The sequence below is a fragment of the Sphingomonas sp. BL-S-30 genome, assembly GCF_055521475.1.
In genome coordinates this window covers 334,874-353,151 of the sequence record NZ_CM145481.1, presented here as the reverse complement: position 1 = coordinate 353,151, position 18,278 = coordinate 334,874, and the positions used below count along the sequence as shown (strand labels likewise).

The window sequence follows — 18,278 nt, the reverse complement described above, 5'->3', positions numbered from 1 at the left end:
CCATCGGCCGCCTTCAGGCAGGCGCCAGGACCGGGCCGTCATCGGGCGCCTCCTTCCGCCGCCGACGCTTCGTCAGCACCAGCACCAGGGTCGGCAGGATCGTCAGGACCAAAGGCGCGCCGATGGCGAGACCGAAGATGATCGCGGTCGCCAGCGGTTTCTGCAGGCCCGATCCCCGGCCGATGCCGAGCGCCAGCGGGAGCAGCGTCAGGATTGCGATCAGCGCCGACATCACGATTGGGCGAAGCCGCGCCTTGCCCGCTTCGAGCAGGCTTGCCGCGTCGACCGGCGCATCGGGCACCAGCTCGGCCAGGTAGAAGATCGCCAGCTCGGTGATCATGCCGATCACCATGGTCAGTCCCATCAGCGCGGAGATGTCGAGCTCGGTCCCGGTCAGCCACAGGCCGAAAAACACCGCCGTGGTCGACAACAGCACCGTCCCGATCACCGCCCCGGTAAAGGCCCATTGCTCGTAGAGCAGGGTCAGCAGCAGCGCGGAGAGCAGCAGGTCGGCGACGAACACCGTGGTCAGATCGCTGAACGACTGTTTCTGCTGGGCGTAGAGGCCGCCATAATCGACCCGGATGGTCGAGGGCAGGTGAAGCGCGGCGACCGCCGCCTGCACTTCCTTGATCCCCGATCCGAGATCCTTGCCTTCGAGCCGCGCGGTGACGGGAATGAAGGGGGCGAGATCCTCGCGGGTGATCTGGCGCTGGCCGGCGGCGATGCTGACCTGCGCGATGGCCCGCAGCGCCACCGCCCGGCCGTCGGCGGCGCGTACCGTCAGCGCATTCAGCGCATCGGCGCGCTGGCGCAGTTCCTGCGGCAGGCGGACACGCACGTCGATGACCTGCTCGCCCGACAGGATCTGAGTGGCGACGGTGCCGCCGATCTGAGTCTCGATCTGCTTCGCCACCGCATCGGGATCCAGCCCCGCCAGCGCCGCCGCGGCCCGGTCGACCTTGATGATGATCGCGTCGCCGGCGACGCGCAGGCCGTCCTGCACCTCGACCACGCCGCTGATCTTGCCGATCGTCTCGGCGACCTTGCCCGCTGCGTCCGCGAGCTGAGTCTGGTCGTCGCCGAACAGCTTGACCTCGATCGGCTGGGGCACGGCGGTGAGATCGCCGATCAGATCCTCCATCAACTGCACCGTCTCGATCTGGAGCCCCGGCACGCTTGCCTGCGCCTTGTCGCGGATCTCGGTCATCACTTCGTCGATCGGCCGGCGCGATCCGGATTTCAGGCGGATGAAGAAATCGCCCTCATCGGCCTCGGTCAGGCCGCCGCCGAGCTGTACGCCGGTCCGCCTGGAATAGCCGGTAACCTCGGGTGTCTCGCGGATGATCTTTTCGAGCTGGCGGAGCAGCCGGTCGGTGTCGGACAGCGCCGCGCCCGACTTCGCCTTGTAGTCGAGCACGAAGCCGCCTTCATCCATCACTGGCATGAAGCCCGATTGCAGGTGAGTCCAGGCGAAGGCGCCGATCACGATCAGCGCGGCGACGCCGATCCCGGTGAACAGGCCGGGGCGGGCAAAGGCGCGGGTCGCGACCTTCTCGTACCGGCTGCCGAGCGCGCCGGTGAAGCGATCCGCCTTCTCGGCCGCCTCGGCATCCTTTTCGGTGAGCCAGCGATCGGCGATGATCGGCAGCACGAACCGGGCATAGAGCAGCGACACGACCAGCGCCGCGGTCATCGTCACCGCCAGCGCCTTGAAGAAGCCGCCGGTGACGCCCGAGATGAAGGCGAGCGGCAGGAACACGACGATCGTCGCCGCGGTCGAGCCGAACAGCGGCTTGGCCATTTCACGCGCCGCCGCCAGCATCGACGGGCGCTCGTCCCTGTTCTCCGCCTCCTGCAGGCGCCGCATGAGATGCTCGAGCATCACCACTGCGTCGTCGACCACCAGGCCGACCGCCGCGGCCATGCCGCCGAGCGTCATCATGTTGAAGCTCATGTGCAGCGCGTAGAGCGCAAGGCAGGTCGCCGCGAGCACCGCCGGCAGCAACGCGGCGGTGATGACCATCAGGCGCCAACTGCGCAGGAACAGGAACAGCACCACGCCGGCCAGGACCGCGCCGAGCAGGATGGCGTCGCGCACGGCATTGGCCGCGCCCGTCACCAGCTCCGACTGGTCGTAGAAGACGCTGACCTTCACATCGGCGGGCAGCGACGCGCCCTTCAGCCGTTCATCGACCTGTTGCACCAGCTTCACCGCGTCGGCGGTGGGCGTCTGGCGGATATTGACCAGCACGGCGTCAGTGCCGTTCGAGGTGACCTTGGTCCAGGCGGGCGCGGGCGCGCGGCGGATCGTCGCGATCTGACCGAGCGTGGCGACGCCCGCGCCGGGGGTCGTGCCGGCCTTGACCGGGATCGCGGCGATATCGGCTTCGTTGACCAGCCGGTCCTCGACCAGAGCGAGGTAGAGCCGGTGGCGATCCTCGATCTTGCCGACCGCGGCCACGCTGTTCGCGCTGCCAAGCGCGGTGGTGACGTCGGTTATGGTCAGGCCGAGCGTCTGGAGCCGCGCCGGATCGACCTCGACCTCGACCTCGGGGGTCGAGCCGCCCAGCACGTCCACGCCCGCCACGCCGGGCACGGTCGAGAGGATGGGCCGAAGCTTCAGCTGGGCGAGCTGCTCGAGCGACACGCCGTCGCGCTTGCTCGACGTCAGCGAGATGCCGAGCACGGGAAAGATCGTGGGGTCCGATCGGCGCACGCTGAAGCGCGTGCCCGCCGGCAGATCGGGCGCGATCGTCGCGAGCGCACCCTGCGTGGCGAGCGTCGCCGCGACCATGTCGTCGCCCCAGCCGAAGCTGATCGCGACCTCGGCCGAGCCGCGGCTGGTGGTCGATCGGATCTGGGTGACGCCGGGGATCGCGCGCAGCGCGATCTCGGCAGGACGGGTGATGTCGGCCGCCATCTGCGCCGCGTCGCGCTCGCCGGCATCGATCGAGACGACGACGCGCGGATAATCGATATGCGGGAACAGGGTGACGGGCAGCCGCGTCGCCGCGACCAGGCCGGCAAGCGTGACCAGGAAGACGCAGAGCCAGATCGACCGGCGATGGCGGTTCAGGACCTCTCTCACTTTGCCGCTCCGCCCTGTTCGGTGACTTTCATGCCGTCCTCGAGCGCGGTGCCGCCCTCGGTCACGACCTTCTCGCCGGGCTGAAGGCCCTTCAGGATCTGGATGCGATCGCCCGCCGAATTGCCGGGCGAAACGTCGCGGCTCTTCGCCACGCCGTTCTTCACGACGAACACATAGCTGCGGCCGCCGTCATCGAGCAGCGCCGCATAGGGGATGGTGATGCCGGTGCTGCTTGCACCGACCTGAAGCGTCGCGCGGAGCGGCTCGCCCGCGCCGAGATGCAGCGCGGCGGGAATGCGGACATAGACCGAGGCGAGTCGGGTGGTCGGATCGATTTGCGGATCGACGCCGACCACGGCCACCCTGGCGGGTGCGCTGCCGTTGATCGTATCGATGCTGATCGGCTGCCCGGGATGGACGCGCTGGGCAAGCACCGGATCCATGCCGAAACGCGCGCGCAGATCACCCTGCGCGGCGACGGTTGCGAGCGTCGCGCCTGCCGCGAGCTGGTCGCCCGGCCTGGCGGTCAGGTTGCGCACGGTGCCGGCGATCGGCGCGCGCAGCGCCAGTGCGCCGCCCTTGATGCCCAGATTGGCGCGCGTCGCATTGGCGGTCGCGGCTGCCGCGCGGGCGGTCTCGACATCGGCGTCGCTGACCAGGCCGTCGGCGCGCAGCCGCCGTGCACGGGCATAGGCAGCCCCGGCCGCCGCCGCGTCGCTGCTTGCCTTGGCGATGTCGAGCCGGGTGGTCGGGCTCGGCCGCAGCAGCGCGATGGTCTGCCCGGCGCCTACCGCCGTGCCGGTCGGCGCGACGATCGAGGCGATGATCGCCTCGGCCGGTACCACGACCGACTGTTCGCCGCCGGGGCCGGCCTCGGTCGCGCCATAGACGCCGACGGTGTCGCTCGACGCGCCGGACTCGGCAATGCCGGTGCGGACCTGGGCGACGGCGTCGGGCGCGGCCGCTTCGGGCGCGGCGCCCCCGCCGCACCCGGCGAGCAGGATCAGGGGAATGAGCGGTGCGTAGAACTTCATTTGGTCCATCCTTCGGCGGGGCCGCCCGAGAGCAATTCGAGCGCGATGGTCTGCTCGGCGATCTGCTGGTCGAGCTGGCGGAGGGTGAGGCGACGGTCGCGCAGGGCCTGCGCGGCGGTATCGGCGGTGGCGGGGGCAAGGTCACCGCGTTTCGCGGCACGCTCGGTGCTGGCGGCGAAGCGTTCCAGCGCGGGCATCTGCGCGATCAGTTCGGCCTTTTGCCGGCGCACGGTGACGAGCGCGCTGATCGCCGCGTCGATCTCGGCGCGAGTCTGGAACAGCCGCGCATCATATTCGGCGTGGAGCTGCTCGCGAGTCGCCTTGGCGATGGCGATGCCGCCGCGATTGCGGTTCCACAACGGCAGGGTGAAGCCCACCGCCGGGCCGACGGTATAATTGTCGGCCGTGTCGCGCGCGCCCGCCACGGTGAGCGAGAGGTTGGGGAACTGGTCGAGTACGGCCTTGTGCAGATCGGCCTCGGCCACACCATAGCCGGCGCGCAGGGCCTGGAGATCGAGCCGGCGCCCGATCGCCTGGGCGACGAGCGTGGCGCTGTCGGGCGGCGCGACTGGATCGGCGGGGGCGGCGAGGCGCAGCTCGGTCTCGGGTGGCAGGCCGAGCATCCTGTTGAGATCGCCCTTCGCCGCGGCGAGATCGCGCTCGGCGACGCGCAGCTTGTCGGTCATATCGAGCAATGCCTGGCGGCGGCTGTCCAGGTCGCTCGCGGCGATATCGCCGCGGCCGGTGGCGCGCTGAGTCGCCTGGAACAGCTTCTCCGCCGCGGCGGCGCTGGTCCGGGCGATGGCGAGCTGGTCGGTCAGCGCAAGCACGCGCACGCCCTGCAATCGCGCCTGCCCCGCCGTCTGCCATTCGGCCCAGGCGAGATCGAGCCGCACCTGGCGCTTGCTCGCCTCACCCGCTTCGCGCGTGACCCGCGCCGTGCGGAGCTGGCCAATGTCGAGCGCGAGCTGCCCGCCGAACGCGTTGAACACGTCCGGCCCCGACAGGATCTTGTCGAAATTCGCCTGGAAGCTCGGATCGGGCAGCAGCCGGGCGGCAAAGGCCTGGGCATCGGTCACGCCAGATTTGGCCCGCTGCGCCTTGAGATCGGGATTCTCCAGCACTGCGATCACTGCCAGCGCGTTGGGCGTCAGGGGTTGCGACAGGTCGATCGGTTGCGGCGTCAGGAACGGCCGGTCGATTGTCGCGGCATCGGCCGAGAGGATCGCGGGGTCGGGCGGCGCAAGTACGTCGGACGGCGCAGACAGCGGCGCGGCCCGATAGGTCTGGCAGCCCGAGAGCAGGCTACCCGCCAACAACAGACCAAGCGAGGCACGCTTCATCGCAGCCTCCGCGGCAGGGTCACCATGAATGTCACTCCGGGATGATTGTCCTCGAGACGCACGGTGCCGCCGTGCGCCCTGGCAATGGCCGCCACCAGGCTGAGGCCCAGGCCGTGGCCGGGCGTGGTGCGGCTGCTCTCCAGCCGCGCGAACCGGGCGAATACGCGCTCGCGTTCCGTTTCGGGAATACCGGGCCCATGATCGCTGACCGCCAGACGCACGCTGTCCTGGTCGGCGGACAGCGCGATGCCGATCGCGGTGCCGGGCGGCGTGTGGCGCAGGGCATTGTCGAGCAGGTTCACGACCAGCTGCGCGATCAGTTCGCGATTGGCCTCGAGGGTGATGTCGGGCGCGATATCGCGCGAAAAGGGCCGCCCGGCATCCTCGGCCGAAAACTGATAGGAATCGGCGAGATCGATCATCAGCCCGCTCAGGTCCAGCGGCGCCATGCGCACGACCGCGCCGCCCGCCTCGACCTCCGAAATGCTGAGGATCGCGGCGAACAGGTCGAGCATGTCCTCGCTCTGCTCGATCGCCTGCCGCATCGCGGTGCGCAGCGCAGGTGCATCGGCATTGCCGGTCAGCGCGATGTCGAGCTTCTGGCGCAGTCGCGCGAGCGGGGTCCGCAGGTCGTGCGCGATATCGCCCGAGACCTGGCGCAGATTGTCGAGCAGCCCGGCGATCCGGTCGAGCATCTGGTTGAGCGTCTCGGAGAGGCGGTCGAACTCGTCGCCGGTGCCCGACAGCCGCATGCGCTGCGAAAGATCACCACCGATGATCGCATCGGCCGTCCGGTTGATCGCACCGAGCCGGCGGCCGAGCGCGCCGCTCAGCAGGAAAGCGCCGAGCACGCCGATCGCCGTGATCAGGCCGAAGGCGACCGCGAACAGCGGGATGATCCGGCCGTCCAGCTCCTCGATCGCCTCGGGATCGGCGCCGACGATCAGCGTGCCGCCATCGGCGGTGCGCGAGGTATAAGCGCGGGTATCGTCGAGCTCGCCGTGCCAGAAGAACGTCATGTTGGACCAGCCCGGGGCGGGGATCGCGGTGACTCTCCACCCGGCCAGCAGCCGGCCGGCCCGGTCGAGCAGGGCGTAGCGCATGTCGCCCCGTTCCCGCGCGGTGCGATCGGCGATGACATCGATCAACCCGCCGGCTCCGGGCGTGGCGGCCTCGCGCAGCACCGCGATGCGTTCCGTAACCACGCGCTGCTCGAGCTCGTAGCGCAGCTCCTGCCGGATCGCCCAGTACATCGCCGTGCCCAGCGCCAGGATCAGGATGGTGAAGGCGAGGCTGTAAAAGGCCGCGAACCGGAAAGCGGTCGAGGAGGGCAGCCTAAGCATCGGCGTCGAACAGATAGCCGGCGCCGCGCACCGTAAGGATCCGGTCGCGGTCCGACCCGGCATTCAGTTTCGAGCGGAGCCGGCTGATATGGGTTTCGACGATGTTGGTCTTGGGATCGAAGTGAAAGCTCCAGACTCGTTCGAGCAGCATGGTGCGCGTCACCACCCGGCCGGCATTGCGGATCAGTTCCTCGAGCAACGCGAATTCGCGCGCCTGGACATCGATGCGCTGGCCGCCACGGCGTACCTCGCGCTTCAGCAGGTCCATCTCGACATCGCCCGCGCGCAGCACCGTCTCCGCCGCCACCGCCGCGGGCCGGCGCGCCAGCGCGTTCAGGCGCGCGGTCAGCTCGGTAAAGGCGAAGGGCTTGACCAGATAATCGTCGGCACCGGCCTCGAGCCCTTCGACCCGATCCTCGACCCGGGCCAGCGCCGTCAGCAACAGCACGGGCGTGGAGATGCCGGCGGAGCGCATCGACCGCAGGATCGTCATGCCGTCGATCACCGGCAGCATGCGATCGAGGATGATCGCGTCGAACGGTTCCCCGGTCGCCAGGAACATCGCGTCACGGCCATCGGCCGCCACGGTCACGACATGGCCAAGCTCGCGCAGGCCACGCTTGATATAGGCGCGCGTATCGTCGTCATCTTCCGCGACCAGGATCTTCAGCACTGGCTCCTCCTGCTTCGGCCATCGCCCTTTTGCACCGTGCGGGATTGGTCGCCCTTTTCCCAAACTATACAATGAGCCAATGTTCGGGCGCGGCGGAGGAAAAACCTATTTTTCCGCGATCACCATCAGCCGGAACGTGCCGGGCGCCGCGGTGGGCGAAGACTTGCCGCCGGCGACGGCCGCCGGCCAGACCAGATCGGCGGTCGAGCTGAAGGCGCGGTGAGTCCTGGGGTCGACCGCCACCGTCTTGGCATAGTCGTCGATCGGGAGGGTCTGGTCGCGCGCGTAATGCGTCTTGTCGATCTGGTCGAGGATGGTCCAGCCGCCCTTGCGGTTGGCGACGAAGATCCGGTCCTTCGCGTCGTCATAGGCAATGCCGTCCGGGTCTTCGCCGACCTTCGCCGTCGCGACGATCTTGCCGCTGTCGGCATCGACCACCGCAAGCAGCGAATTGCCGGCGCAGCCGCTGAACAACAGCCGATCGGTCGGGTCGAACGCCAGCGGACCGGGGCCCTCGCACCCGTCAAGCTTGATCGTCCGCGTCAGTGTCAGGGTTCTCGTATCGATCTCCGCGATGGCATTGCCCTTCTCGAGATTGACCCAGACCTTTCCCTGGCCGTCGGCCTGGGAGAATTCGGGTCCGTTGGGCAGCTTGATCGTCTTGATGACGACTGCCTTGGCGGGGTCGATCACGCTGACGTCAGCCGAATCGCCGTTGAAGGCGAAGATCATGCCCGATGCCGTATCGTGCACGATCGAATCCGGCTTCTGGCCGGCGGGGATGGCCTTGATCGTCTTGCCCGTCGCCAGATCGAACATGATCACCGCATTCTGTCCGCCATCGGTAACGAAGCCATGGCCACGTGCCGGATCGAGCGCGACGCCGTGCGCCGTCTTCAGCCCGCTCACCGCGAATAGCGGCTTCAGCGTGGCGAGATCGAGCACATGCACCGCGGCCGAATGCGTAACATAGAGGCGGTTCGCGTCGCTATCGACCAGCAGGTAATCGCCGCGACCGTCCCCGGGCAGCGGGACCTTGTCGATCTTGAACGCGGTGGGGGCAGCCTGTGTCGCCGCATTGCCCGCGGGCGCGGAGTCGTTGCCGACCGGTGGGTGGCAGCCGGCAAGGGTGATCGCAGCGAGCGAACAAGCAAATAAACTACGCATCAAGCCTCCAGATTCCAGTATAGATACTTTACCCAACGAATGATTACTGCGTCCCGAAACAATAGAAGCAAGCGACATCGACCATTTCACCCGCGTGCTACCTCCATCATCTCGTATTCCACGAAATACTGCTGCCTTTTCGGCGCATCCCGGGGAATATCAAGTTACATATATGTAATGTTTTTTCTGTAATCTGACTGTCATCTGAAGGGGGCACGGCCCAGCGCCGCCAGAGATTGAATGCCTTCCGGACACGGTGATGGTCGCGCCACCTCTCGCTTGTTGAGCGAGGCGAATTGGGATCCGGAAACGACGCGCTATCATCCGCCGCGACAAAGGGAGGATGACGTGCAAGGGCTGAAGACCGGAGCCATCATGGCGATTGCGGCGCTCTGCGGCAGCGCGAGCCCCGCCGCGCGCCAATCCGGATCACCCTTGCGCATGGTGCTGATCGACATGGAGGGCGGCGGCGGCGCGCTCTATGTCACGCCCGAGGGCAGATCGCTGCTGATCGACGTCGGCTGGACCGCCGGCATGCCCGACGAAGCCCCCGCATCGCCGACCAGCGCGTCGCGCGTGGTGAAGGCGGCGCGGGCGCTGGGCGTGCGCAGGATCGACATGCTGATCGTCAGCCATTTCCATGCCGACCATGTCGGCGGCGTTGCCGAATTGCTGCGCAGCATGCCGGTCGGCACGATCATCGATTATGGCGCCAGCGTGGAGCCGAAACGCCCCGGCAGCAATCCGCGCGTCACGCCGGACGACCTGTTCAAGGCATATCTCCCGGTGGTCGCCGGGCGAAGGCGTGTGCTGGCGAAACCCGGCGATCATTTCCAGCTCGGCAGCCTGCGGATCGACATCGTCAACGCCGCGGGACGGGTGATGGCCGGGGCGCTCCCGGGTGGCGGCCAGTCCGTGCCGGGCTGCGCGACGATGCCCGATCGCGGCGGCCCGGCCACCAACGAGAACGACGCCTCGATCGGCGTGGTGGCGAGCTTCGGCAAGGCGCGCATCCTCAACCTGTCCGACTCGACCTGGAAGATCGAGAAACAGCTCGTCTGCCCCGTCAACAGGCTTGGCCGCATCGACCTGATGCTGGTGTCGCACCACGGATCGTCGCTCAGCAACAGCCCGCAACTCTACGAGGCGGTGCGCCCGCGCGTGGCGCTGCTCGGCAATGGCGAGACCAAGGGCGGCGACCGCCAGGTGCTGGAGACGCTCGCCGCCGCGCCCTCGCGGCCGGCGGTGTGGCAGCTGCATAGCGCGACGCGCTCGCCCGAGCTGGACGTTCCGGCGGCACGGATCGCCAATCCTGCGGGGCGGCCGGATGGAGCCTATGGCCTGGAGGCGCGCATTTCGGCGAACGGGACGATCCGGGTGACGAACCAGGGGTCCGGGTTCGGCGTTACGTATGGACCGGGGCGGTAGACCTTTTATCCGTCATGCCGGACTTGTTCCGGCATCCATCGTCCCACGAACACCGCAGTTGTTGCGTTGCCGGCCCGATGGACCCCGGAACAAGTCCGGGGTGACGGGAATGGGTTGAATGCGCGGCGTTACCAGTTGGTATACGACCCGTCCGTCCGCTCGCGGACCGGGATCGGCGTGTAGCGTTCCTTATATTCGGCCATCATCTCCAGCTTGGTGAAATCCGCCTCGCAGCCATGGCCGGGCCGGTCGTTGATCAGCATGCGCCCCTTGTCGAAGTCGTAATGGCTTTTGAGATAGGGCCAGCCGCGCCGCCCGGCCGCGCTCATCTCCATCAGCGCGGGCACCGACAGGGCCGCGTTGCAATGGACCAGGGTCGCGGTGGCGATCGGGCCGGTGAAATGCGGGATCATGCCGATATGGTGCGTCTCGCACATCGCGGCGATCTTCATATATTCGGTCACGCCGCCGACATTGGGGATGGTCACCCGGCCATAATCGATCAGGTCGCCCTCGATCAGATGCGCCCAGTCCCATTTGTTGCCGAGCACTTCGCCCACCGCGACCGGCACGTTCACCTTCTGGCGGATGAGCTTGTAGGTGTCGAGATTGTCGCTGCGGACCAGGTCCTCGACGAAATAGGGGCGTAGCGGCTCGATCATGTTGGCCAGCGCGATCGCGTCGTTCTGGTCGAACTCGCCGTGGAAATCGATCGCCCAGCCGCCGTCGCGGCCGCAGCCTTCTCGCGCCTCGCGGCACAGCCCGGCCATGCGCGGGACCTGCTCGAACCGGTCGAACACCGGGCCCTGCGCCGGATCGTGGATGCGATAGGTATGGAAACCCGCCTCCATGCAGGCGCGTGCGCGTTCCCTGTTGGTCGCATTGGGCTGGCCGGGAATGGTGAAACCGGTCGCATAGCATTCGATATGGTCGCGCGATCGGCCGCCGAGCAGCTGGTAGAGCGGCACGCCCAGCGCCTTGGCCTTGATGTCCCACAAGGCCATGTCGAGCGCGCCCAGCGCATGAGTCTTTTCGCGCCCGGCGGGGTAGAAATAGGCACGGTGCATGGTCTGCCACAGCCGTTCGGTGCGGAACGGATCCTCGCCGATCAGCTGCCCGGCGAGCTGCTCCATCACGTCCGGCGCGCCGCCCTCGCCGATGCCGGTGATGCCGGCATCGGTCTCGATCTGCACGATGTGGGTACTCTGGTTGAAGGTCGGCTGATGGACGTTCGGCCGCCCCGCCGCGTCGGTCGGCGTGCGGAAATAGCGGATGCGGGTGATCTTCGCCCTGGGCAGCGCCGCGAGCGCGGGAATGGGAAAGGCCGCCGCGCCGATCGCCCCGGCCGCCGCCATGATGAATTGCCGCCTGTCCACACCATCCTCCGGAACCGCTTGTTATCGGCAAGGTGATGCCCCCAAGGGCGCGCGGGCACAAATGGGAGCGGTGCTTGCCGCCGCGCGATGCTCAACAGGTGAGACCTGCCGCCTCCCGTCTCATTTCCTGAGAGCCATCACCGGGGCTCGTTTGACACCGGGAGGCCATGTTTCCCATTCGTGAGAGGCCAAGAACAAACAGGCCGTCCAGGAAAAAAGCGGGTTCGCCACGGGTGAGCGCCCCTCTGAGGCGGTCATGGGGGACCGGAATAGACCGCAAGACGCGGCCGACATTTGGGGAGGATTTATGTCTAGAAGTTCCACTGCCACGACGCGTTTCGCCGTCTCGCTGCTGTCAGGCGCCGCCCTGCTGGCGCTCGCGACGCCTGCTTTCGCCCAGACCATAGCGGCACCCGCCGATACGTCGCCCGAGGCGGGCGCGCAGGATGACAGCCTGCCCGAGGACATCGTCGTCACCGGCTCCAGCATCCGCGGCGTGCCGCCGACGGGGTCCAACCTGATCCAGGTCGGCGCCGAGGAAGTCGTCAACACCGGCGCCTCGACCACGCAGGAGCTGCTCGCGACCATTCCGCAGCTCAGCACCTTCAACACCGCGCCGCGCCCCGACCAGCGCTCGAACGGCATCATCTCGACCGCGCCGAACATCCGCGGCATCGGCCAGGCGCAGACCCTGGTGCTGATCAACGGCCACCGCCTGGTCGGCGTCGGCCATCTGCAGAACATCCCCGATCCCTCGATCATCCCGCCCTCGGCGATCCAGCGCGTCGAGGTCGTCGCTGACGGCGCTTCCTCGGTCTATGGCTCGGACGGCATCGCCGGCGTGGTCAACGTCATCACCCGCAAGGATTATGACGGGCTCGAAGGCACGTTCCGCGTCGGCTATGGCGACAGCTACAACACGATGAACGCCAATGCGGTCGCCGGCACCAAATGGGATGGCGGCGGCGTGATGATCGCGGGCGAATATTCCAAGACCAGCCGGCTGCGCGCGGTCGACCGCGATTATCTGACGCAGGATTTCACGTCGACCGGCGGCCGCGACAACCGCGCGACGGGCAATGCCTGCCTCTCGCCGACCTACCGCGTCAACACCACGGCGACCGGCGGCCCGACCGGCAACTTCATCCAGCCGGCGACCGGCGCGGTCAGCCCGCGCTGCGACAATATCCGCGATCTCGATCTCTATCCGAGCCAGGAGCGGCTGAGCTTCCTCGCGGCGGGCCATCACCAGGCGGCCGACAATATCGAGCTGTTCTTCGACGCCTTCTATTCGCGCACCCAGACCGACGCCTATCGCGAGTCGCTCTACACCACCAATGTGATGACGCGGAACAACCCCTATTTCCCGACCTTCGTCGCGGCGAACGTGCCGTCGATCAGCGTGACCTATAACGTCAACGCGCTGGACGGCGTGCGCGAGCGCGATACCCAGGATCTGAGCGTCTATGGCGGCACCGTCGGCGCGGGCGTGGATTTCGGCCGGTTCAAATGGACCACCTATGTCACCGGTTCGCGGTCCTCGACTGATCTGCGCGAAGGCAGCTTCAGCCCGGTCGCGGCCGGTGCGCTGATCCAGTCGAGCGATCCGAATACAGCGATCGACCCGTTCGGCGGCCGCACCAGCCAGCAGACCAAGATCACCCTGGCCGACTGGGAGCAGAGCTACCGCTCCAAGCAATATATCTGGGAGGTCAACACCAAGGTCGACGGCCCGCTGTTCCACCTGCCCGGCGGCGACGTGAAGATCGCGGTCGGCGGCGTGCACCGCCAGGAATGGTTCGACGGCCTGTTCACCAACGGCCGCATCAACGCGCTCGAGGGCGTCGGCGCGCAGACCGGCCTGCGCAAGGTCTGGTCGGGCTTCGGCGAATTGTTCGTGCCGATCTTCAGCGGCGACAATGCGATGGGCGGCTTCCAGCGGCTCGATCTCTCGCTGTCGGCGCGTCACGACAGCTATAGCGACTTCGGCAGCACCACCAATCCGAAGGTCGGCGTGAACTGGGAACCGCTCAAGGGCTTCACCCTGCGCGGCAGCTTCGGCACCTCGTTCCACGCCCCGGCGCTGCCCGATCTCTATGGTCCGGACACGCGGGCGGGCTATCTCAGCAACGGCCTCGCCCCTCCCGGCTTCCAGTCGGCCGACGTCCCGGGCGGCATTTTCATCGCCGGCGGCAACCCCAATCTCGACGCCGAAAAGGCGACCACCTGGTCGCTCGGCGTTGATTTCCAGCCGACCTTCCTGCCCGGCTTCAAGGCGAGCGGCACCTATTATAATGTGAAGTTCAAGGGCCGCGTCGCCTTCCCGTCCTCGTCCTTCTTCTACCGGGATCCGGCGTTCAACCAGTTCTTCGTGTCGAACAATGTCTGCACCACCGGCACCTACAACCCGGCCGCGCCCGACACGGTCAATTGCCGTCCGCAGCCGATCCCTTCGGCGCAGGTCTGGTCGATCGTCAAGGATCTGCCGCTGCAGAACTTCCCGACCACGGTGACCGGCCCGAACGACCTGCCGCCGATCTACAGCATCACCATCCTGCGGCGCGCCAACCTGGCCGAGATCGATACCGACGGCATCGATTTCGACATGAGCTATCGCTGGTCCATGTCGGACGTTCAGCTGAGCGCCTCGGTCTCGGGCAATTATGTCCTTAGCTACGACCAGAAGGCGATCGAGGGCGCCGTGCCGATCGACCAGTTCCCGTTCGGCCAGGCCAAGTTCCGCGTCCGCGGCCAGCTCGGCGCGGTGACAGGCCCGGTCACCGCCGTCGCGATGCTCAACTATAGCGACAAGTACAAGAACCAGTATTTCCTGCCGACCAACGTGCAGGCGACCGAGACGATCGACGCCTACACCACGCTCGACCTGCACTTCGGCTACAAGCTGCCGGCGGTGAGCGTGCTGGAGGGGACCGAGCTGGTGCTCGACATCGACAATCTGTTCGACGCCGATCCGCCCTTCGCCCGCGCCGGCAACGGTTATGGCAACGGCAATGTGCTCGGCCGGGTGTTCACCTTCGGCGTGCGCAAGAAGTTCTGATCCCGCCCGCTCCCTCTTCCCGGGGAGCGGCCCCTCGGCCGGCGGGACGATCGCACCCTGCGATCCTCCCGCCGGCCTTTTATCCTTGTTGCGCCATGCCGGCACCGGCATGGTGAAGGGCGGAGAGTGACATGGGTCCTACGGCGTTGCGGCGTTTCTTCGGGCCCTCGGCAGTGTTTGCCGCCGCCCTGCTGGTTGCCTCCGCGTCGATCGGGGCGCGCATCGCGGCGCCGACCGCGTCACCCGCTCCGGCTGGCTCGACCAACCCCTCCCCGTTCGCCCTGAGCTTGTCGAAGGGCTGTTCTTTCTTCTGCGGAAGAGAAGAGCAGGGCTTCGACAAGCTCAGCCCGAACGGTGGTGGGGGGACGGCTCAGCCCGAGAGCGCCTCGGCCCAGGCCGCGCCACCTGCGGACCTGACCGCGACCGCCGCGAAATTCGAACAGACCTGTGCCGGCTGCCACGGCGCCGGCGGCATCAGCGGCGACCGCGCGCCCGCGCTCGCCAACAGCGCCAAGCTGCGCGCGCTGAGCGATGCCGAGATCGGCGCGATCATCCGCAACGGCACCCCGGGCGGCATGCCGCCCTTTGGCTTCGACGATGCCGAGCTCGGCCGCTTCGTCGCGCTGATCCGGTCCAAGAACCAGGTCGCCAAATCCGACGCGACCGCTGAGCAGATCGCAGCAGGCGAGGCCCTGTTCCACGGCGAGGGCGATTGCGCGAGCTGCCATATGGTACGCGGCAGCGGCGGCAGCACCGGTCCCGATCTCAGCATGGTCGCTGATCGATCGACCGTCGCCGACATGGGCCGGATGCTCGACGATCCCAGCGCGATGATGGGCGCGCGCACCACGGCCTCCTGCCCCGGCTGGGCCTTTTGCCCCGATTTCCAATGGTCCGTCGTCAACGTGACGATGAAGGATGGATCGACCCTGCGCGGCTTCGCCCGCAACGAGGCCGAGCACAGCCTCCAGCTCCAGACGCTCGACGGGCGGATGCTCGCGCTGAGCGATGCGCAATATGCCTCCTATGCCCGCGAGCCGAACTCCTTCATGCCGGCGTTCAAGGGAAGTGCCGCGCAGCGCACGGCGTTGCTCGCCTATCTCTCGACCCTGAAGGGCCAGCGGCTCGGCCCGATCGCGCGGCCGACCATGCCAGCCCCCTCCCCCGCAGAAATCGCCGCGGTGCTGCAACCGGCGCGGGGCGAATGGCCGTCCTATAACGGCACACCGACCAGCAACCGCCACAGCCCGATCGACCAGATCGACACGGCCAATGTCGCCCAGCTCAAACTCGCCTGGAGCTTCTCGCCGGGCGGCGTCGGGCTGGAGACCACCCCCGTCGTGATGGACGGCGTGATGTACGTCACCGGCGCCAAGCTGGTCTGCGCGCTCGACGCGAAGACCGGCCGCAGCTTCTGGTGCGCCGCGCGCAACGCTCGCCAGCCCTTGCCCGCCGGCGGCATCGCCGAGCAGCAGCGGTCCGGCACCAACGAGCCCTCCGCCGCGGTCGGCCCGGCCAATGCCGCGCGTCCTTCGGCCGGCGTGGCGAGCGGCAACGGCCCCAATCGCGGCGTCGCGGTGGTCGGCAACCGGGTGATCTTCACTTCGGACGACGGCTATCTCATCGCGGTCAACCGGCTGACCGGCGGGGTGATGTGGACCGTGCCGCTGACCGACCCCAAATTCGGTGGGCGTTATTATGCGACGCCCGCGCCGCTGGTGATCGGCGACCTGGTGATCTCCGGCGTGTCGGGCGGCGATTCCCCGACGCGCGGCTTCCTCGCGGCGTTCAAGGTCACCACCGGCGAGCTCGCCTGGCGCTTCTGGACCGTGCCCGCGCCGGGCGATGCCGCGGCCAAGACCTGGCAGGGCCCGGACATGGCGACCGGCGGCGCCGCGACCTGGATGACGGGGTCCTATGACAAGGAAACCGACACGGTATTCTGGGGCGTCGGCAATCCCTATCCCTCGACGGACGGATCGGGCCGGCTCGGCGACAATCTCTACGCCAATTCGATGATCGCGCTCGACGCCAAGACGGGCAAGCTGCGCTGGCATTACCAGTTCACCCCGCATGACGTGCATGACTGGGATGCGACCGCGCCGCTGCTGCTGGTCGACGAAGTCTATCAGGGCAAGCCGCGCAAGCTGGTGATGCAGGCCAATCGCAACGGCTTCTTCTATGTGCTCGATCGCGTCACTGGCCAGTTCCTGTTCGCCAGGCCCTTCGTCGAGAAGATGAACTGGGCGAGCGGGATCGACGCGAAGGGCCGCCCGATCCTGATCCCGGGCCGCGAGCCGACCGCCGAGGGGGTGTTCGCCTGCCCGGCGGTGCGCGGTGCGACCAACTGGTTCTCCACCGCCTACAGCCCGCAGACCAGGCTGTTCTACCTGATGGCGGCGGAGGATTGCGGCGTGTTCCGCACCAAGGGGCGGATCTATGGCGCCAATGTCGATGTGAAGAGCCCCGGCCAGCGCTTCCTGCGCGCGATCGACCCGCAGACGGGGAAGATCGTCTGGGAAAAGCCGCTGACCGGATCGCATGAGGCCAATTATTCGGGCGTGCTGTCCACTGCGGGCGGGCTGGTGTTTCACGGCGAGACCGCGGGCGGCTTTGCGGCGGTCGACGCGAAGACCGGCAAGACTTTGTGGTATTTCCCGACCAACGACGCATGGCGTGCCTCGCCGATGACCTACATGGTGGAGGGGCGGCAATATGTCGCAGTGGCGGCGGGGTCGAACATCATCTCGCTGACCCTGCCAGAGGCCGAGCGCGTGCAATGAGCCAGGACCTTAGCCGCCGCACCCTGATCGGGGGCGCCCTCGCCGCCGCTGCCGCCTCCAGCCTGGAGGCCGCCGCACCCAAGGCAATGCCGATGGTGGACACGCATATCCACCTGTTCGACCCCAACCGCCCCCAGGGCGCGCCCTATCGCGGGCCGAAGACCAGCCCGGTGTCGAAGACCGGATCCTTCCCGGCGACCTATCGCAAGGCGCTGCACCGCCACCCGGTGGTCGCCGCGATCCATGTCGATGCGAGCCCCTGGATCGAGGACAATCTCTGGGCGCTGCAGACCGCCGAGAGCGACCCGATCATGGTCGGCGTGATCGGCAATTTCCGGATCGAATCCCCCGACTTCCCGGAGATCTTCGCGCGCCACGCCAAGAACCCGCTGCTGCGCGGCCTGCGCTACGGCAATCTGTGGCGCTACGACATCGTCGCCCAATCGCAGCGGCCGGAGTTCATCGCGGGGCTGAAGCTGGTGTCGGATGCCGGCCTCGCGCTCGACACCGCCAATCCGCGCGTCGACCTGCTCCAGGCGGTGGTGCGGATTAGCGACCGGCTGCCCGATCTGCGCATCGTGATCGACCATCTCTGCAAGCTCGACCCGAAGCCCGAGGAGCAGGCCGCCTATGACGCCGTGCTGCGCGAGATCGCCGGGCGGCCGAATATTTTCGTGAAGCTCTCCTCGAGCCTGCACGAAGGCAATGTCAGCCCACGCCTGGCCGACCACAAGGCGCGGCTCGACACGCTGTTCGGGACGTTCGGGGCGGACCGGGTGCTGTTCGCGAGCGACTGGCCGAATGTGGAGGGGGACGGGCCAGTGGATGTCGCGGTGGCGATTTTGCAGGAGTATTTTGCGGGGAAGGCGCTGGTGGAGCGGGAGAAGTTCTTCTGGCGGAACTCGATTGCGGCTTATCGCTGGGTGGCGCGGACGGCGGCGCAGCGGGTGTTGGTTGGGTGACCAGACAGCGGGTACTGGTG

Annotated in this window: 11 protein-coding genes; 4 read left to right on the top strand and 7 right to left on the bottom strand. The window is 67.6% G+C overall.

Going from position 1 to position 18,278, the window contains the following annotated elements; genetic code table 11:
- Positions 1 to 13: 13 nt before the first annotated feature.
- The 6 genes from ACZ1I5_RS01360 to ACZ1I5_RS01335 all read right to left on the bottom strand — a co-directional run bounded on the left by ACZ1I5_RS01360 (position 14) and on the right by ACZ1I5_RS01335 (position 8,651).
- Positions 14 to 3,091 (bottom strand): efflux RND transporter permease subunit, encoded by a 3,078-nt coding sequence (locus tag ACZ1I5_RS01360; RefSeq protein ID WP_465171955.1) that lies wholly within the window; start codon positions 3,089 to 3,091, stop codon positions 14 to 16.
- Positions 3,088 to 4,125: an efflux RND transporter periplasmic adaptor subunit gene (locus tag ACZ1I5_RS01355; RefSeq protein ID WP_465171954.1), complete on the bottom strand. Its 1,038-nt coding sequence runs from the start codon at positions 4,123 to 4,125 to the stop codon at positions 3,088 to 3,090. The genes ACZ1I5_RS01360 and ACZ1I5_RS01355 overlap by 4 nt, the downstream gene beginning before the upstream one ends.
- Entirely contained in the window at positions 4,122 to 5,468 is a 1,347-nt protein-coding gene (locus ACZ1I5_RS01350) for a TolC family protein (RefSeq protein ID WP_465171953.1), read from the bottom strand. The genes ACZ1I5_RS01355 and ACZ1I5_RS01350 overlap by 4 nt, the downstream gene beginning before the upstream one ends.
- A complete protein-coding gene (locus tag ACZ1I5_RS01345) occupies positions 5,465 to 6,811 on the bottom strand; it encodes a HAMP domain-containing sensor histidine kinase (RefSeq protein ID WP_465171952.1) in 1,347 nt (448 codons plus the stop codon). Before ACZ1I5_RS01345 ends, ACZ1I5_RS01350 begins: the two co-directional genes overlap by 4 nt.
- A complete protein-coding gene (locus ACZ1I5_RS01340; RefSeq protein WP_465173871.1) occupies positions 6,804 to 7,481 on the bottom strand; it encodes a response regulator transcription factor in 678 nt (225 codons plus the stop codon). The genes ACZ1I5_RS01345 and ACZ1I5_RS01340 overlap by 8 nt, the downstream gene beginning before the upstream one ends.
- 108 nt (positions 7,482 to 7,589) lie before the next feature.
- Entirely contained in the window at positions 7,590 to 8,651 is a 1,062-nt protein-coding gene (locus ACZ1I5_RS01335; protein ID WP_465171951.1) for a YncE family protein, read from the bottom strand.
- Between the two features lie 348 nt (positions 8,652 to 8,999).
- On the opposite strand from ACZ1I5_RS01335, the gene ACZ1I5_RS01330 reads away from it, so the two are divergent.
- Positions 9,000 to 10,079, top strand: a complete 1,080-nt coding sequence (locus ACZ1I5_RS01330; RefSeq protein ID WP_465171950.1) for a ComEC/Rec2 family competence protein — start codon at positions 9,000 to 9,002, stop codon at positions 10,077 to 10,079.
- Positions 10,080 to 10,207: 128 nt separating this feature from the next.
- Here the strand turns inward: ACZ1I5_RS01330 and ACZ1I5_RS01325 are convergent, their stop codons facing one another.
- A complete protein-coding gene (locus ACZ1I5_RS01325) occupies positions 10,208 to 11,455 on the bottom strand; it encodes a mandelate racemase/muconate lactonizing enzyme family protein (protein WP_465171949.1) in 1,248 nt (415 codons plus the stop codon).
- 307 nt (positions 11,456 to 11,762) lie between these two features.
- Between ACZ1I5_RS01325 and ACZ1I5_RS01320 the strand changes: the two genes are divergently transcribed.
- From ACZ1I5_RS01320 to ACZ1I5_RS01310, 3 genes are all read left to right on the top strand, one after another.
- Positions 11,763 to 14,513, top strand: a complete 2,751-nt coding sequence (locus ACZ1I5_RS01320; protein WP_465171948.1) for a TonB-dependent receptor domain-containing protein — start codon at positions 11,763 to 11,765, stop codon at positions 14,511 to 14,513.
- Positions 14,514 to 14,644: 131 nt separating this feature from the next.
- Positions 14,645 to 17,296, top strand: a complete 2,652-nt coding sequence (locus tag ACZ1I5_RS01315; protein WP_465171947.1) for an outer membrane protein assembly factor BamB family protein — start codon at positions 14,645 to 14,647, stop codon at positions 17,294 to 17,296.
- Entirely contained in the window at positions 17,293 to 18,258 is a 966-nt protein-coding gene (locus tag ACZ1I5_RS01310) for an amidohydrolase family protein (protein WP_465171946.1), read from the top strand. Before ACZ1I5_RS01315 ends, ACZ1I5_RS01310 begins: the two co-directional genes overlap by 4 nt.
- Positions 18,259 to 18,278 lie beyond the last annotated feature (20 nt).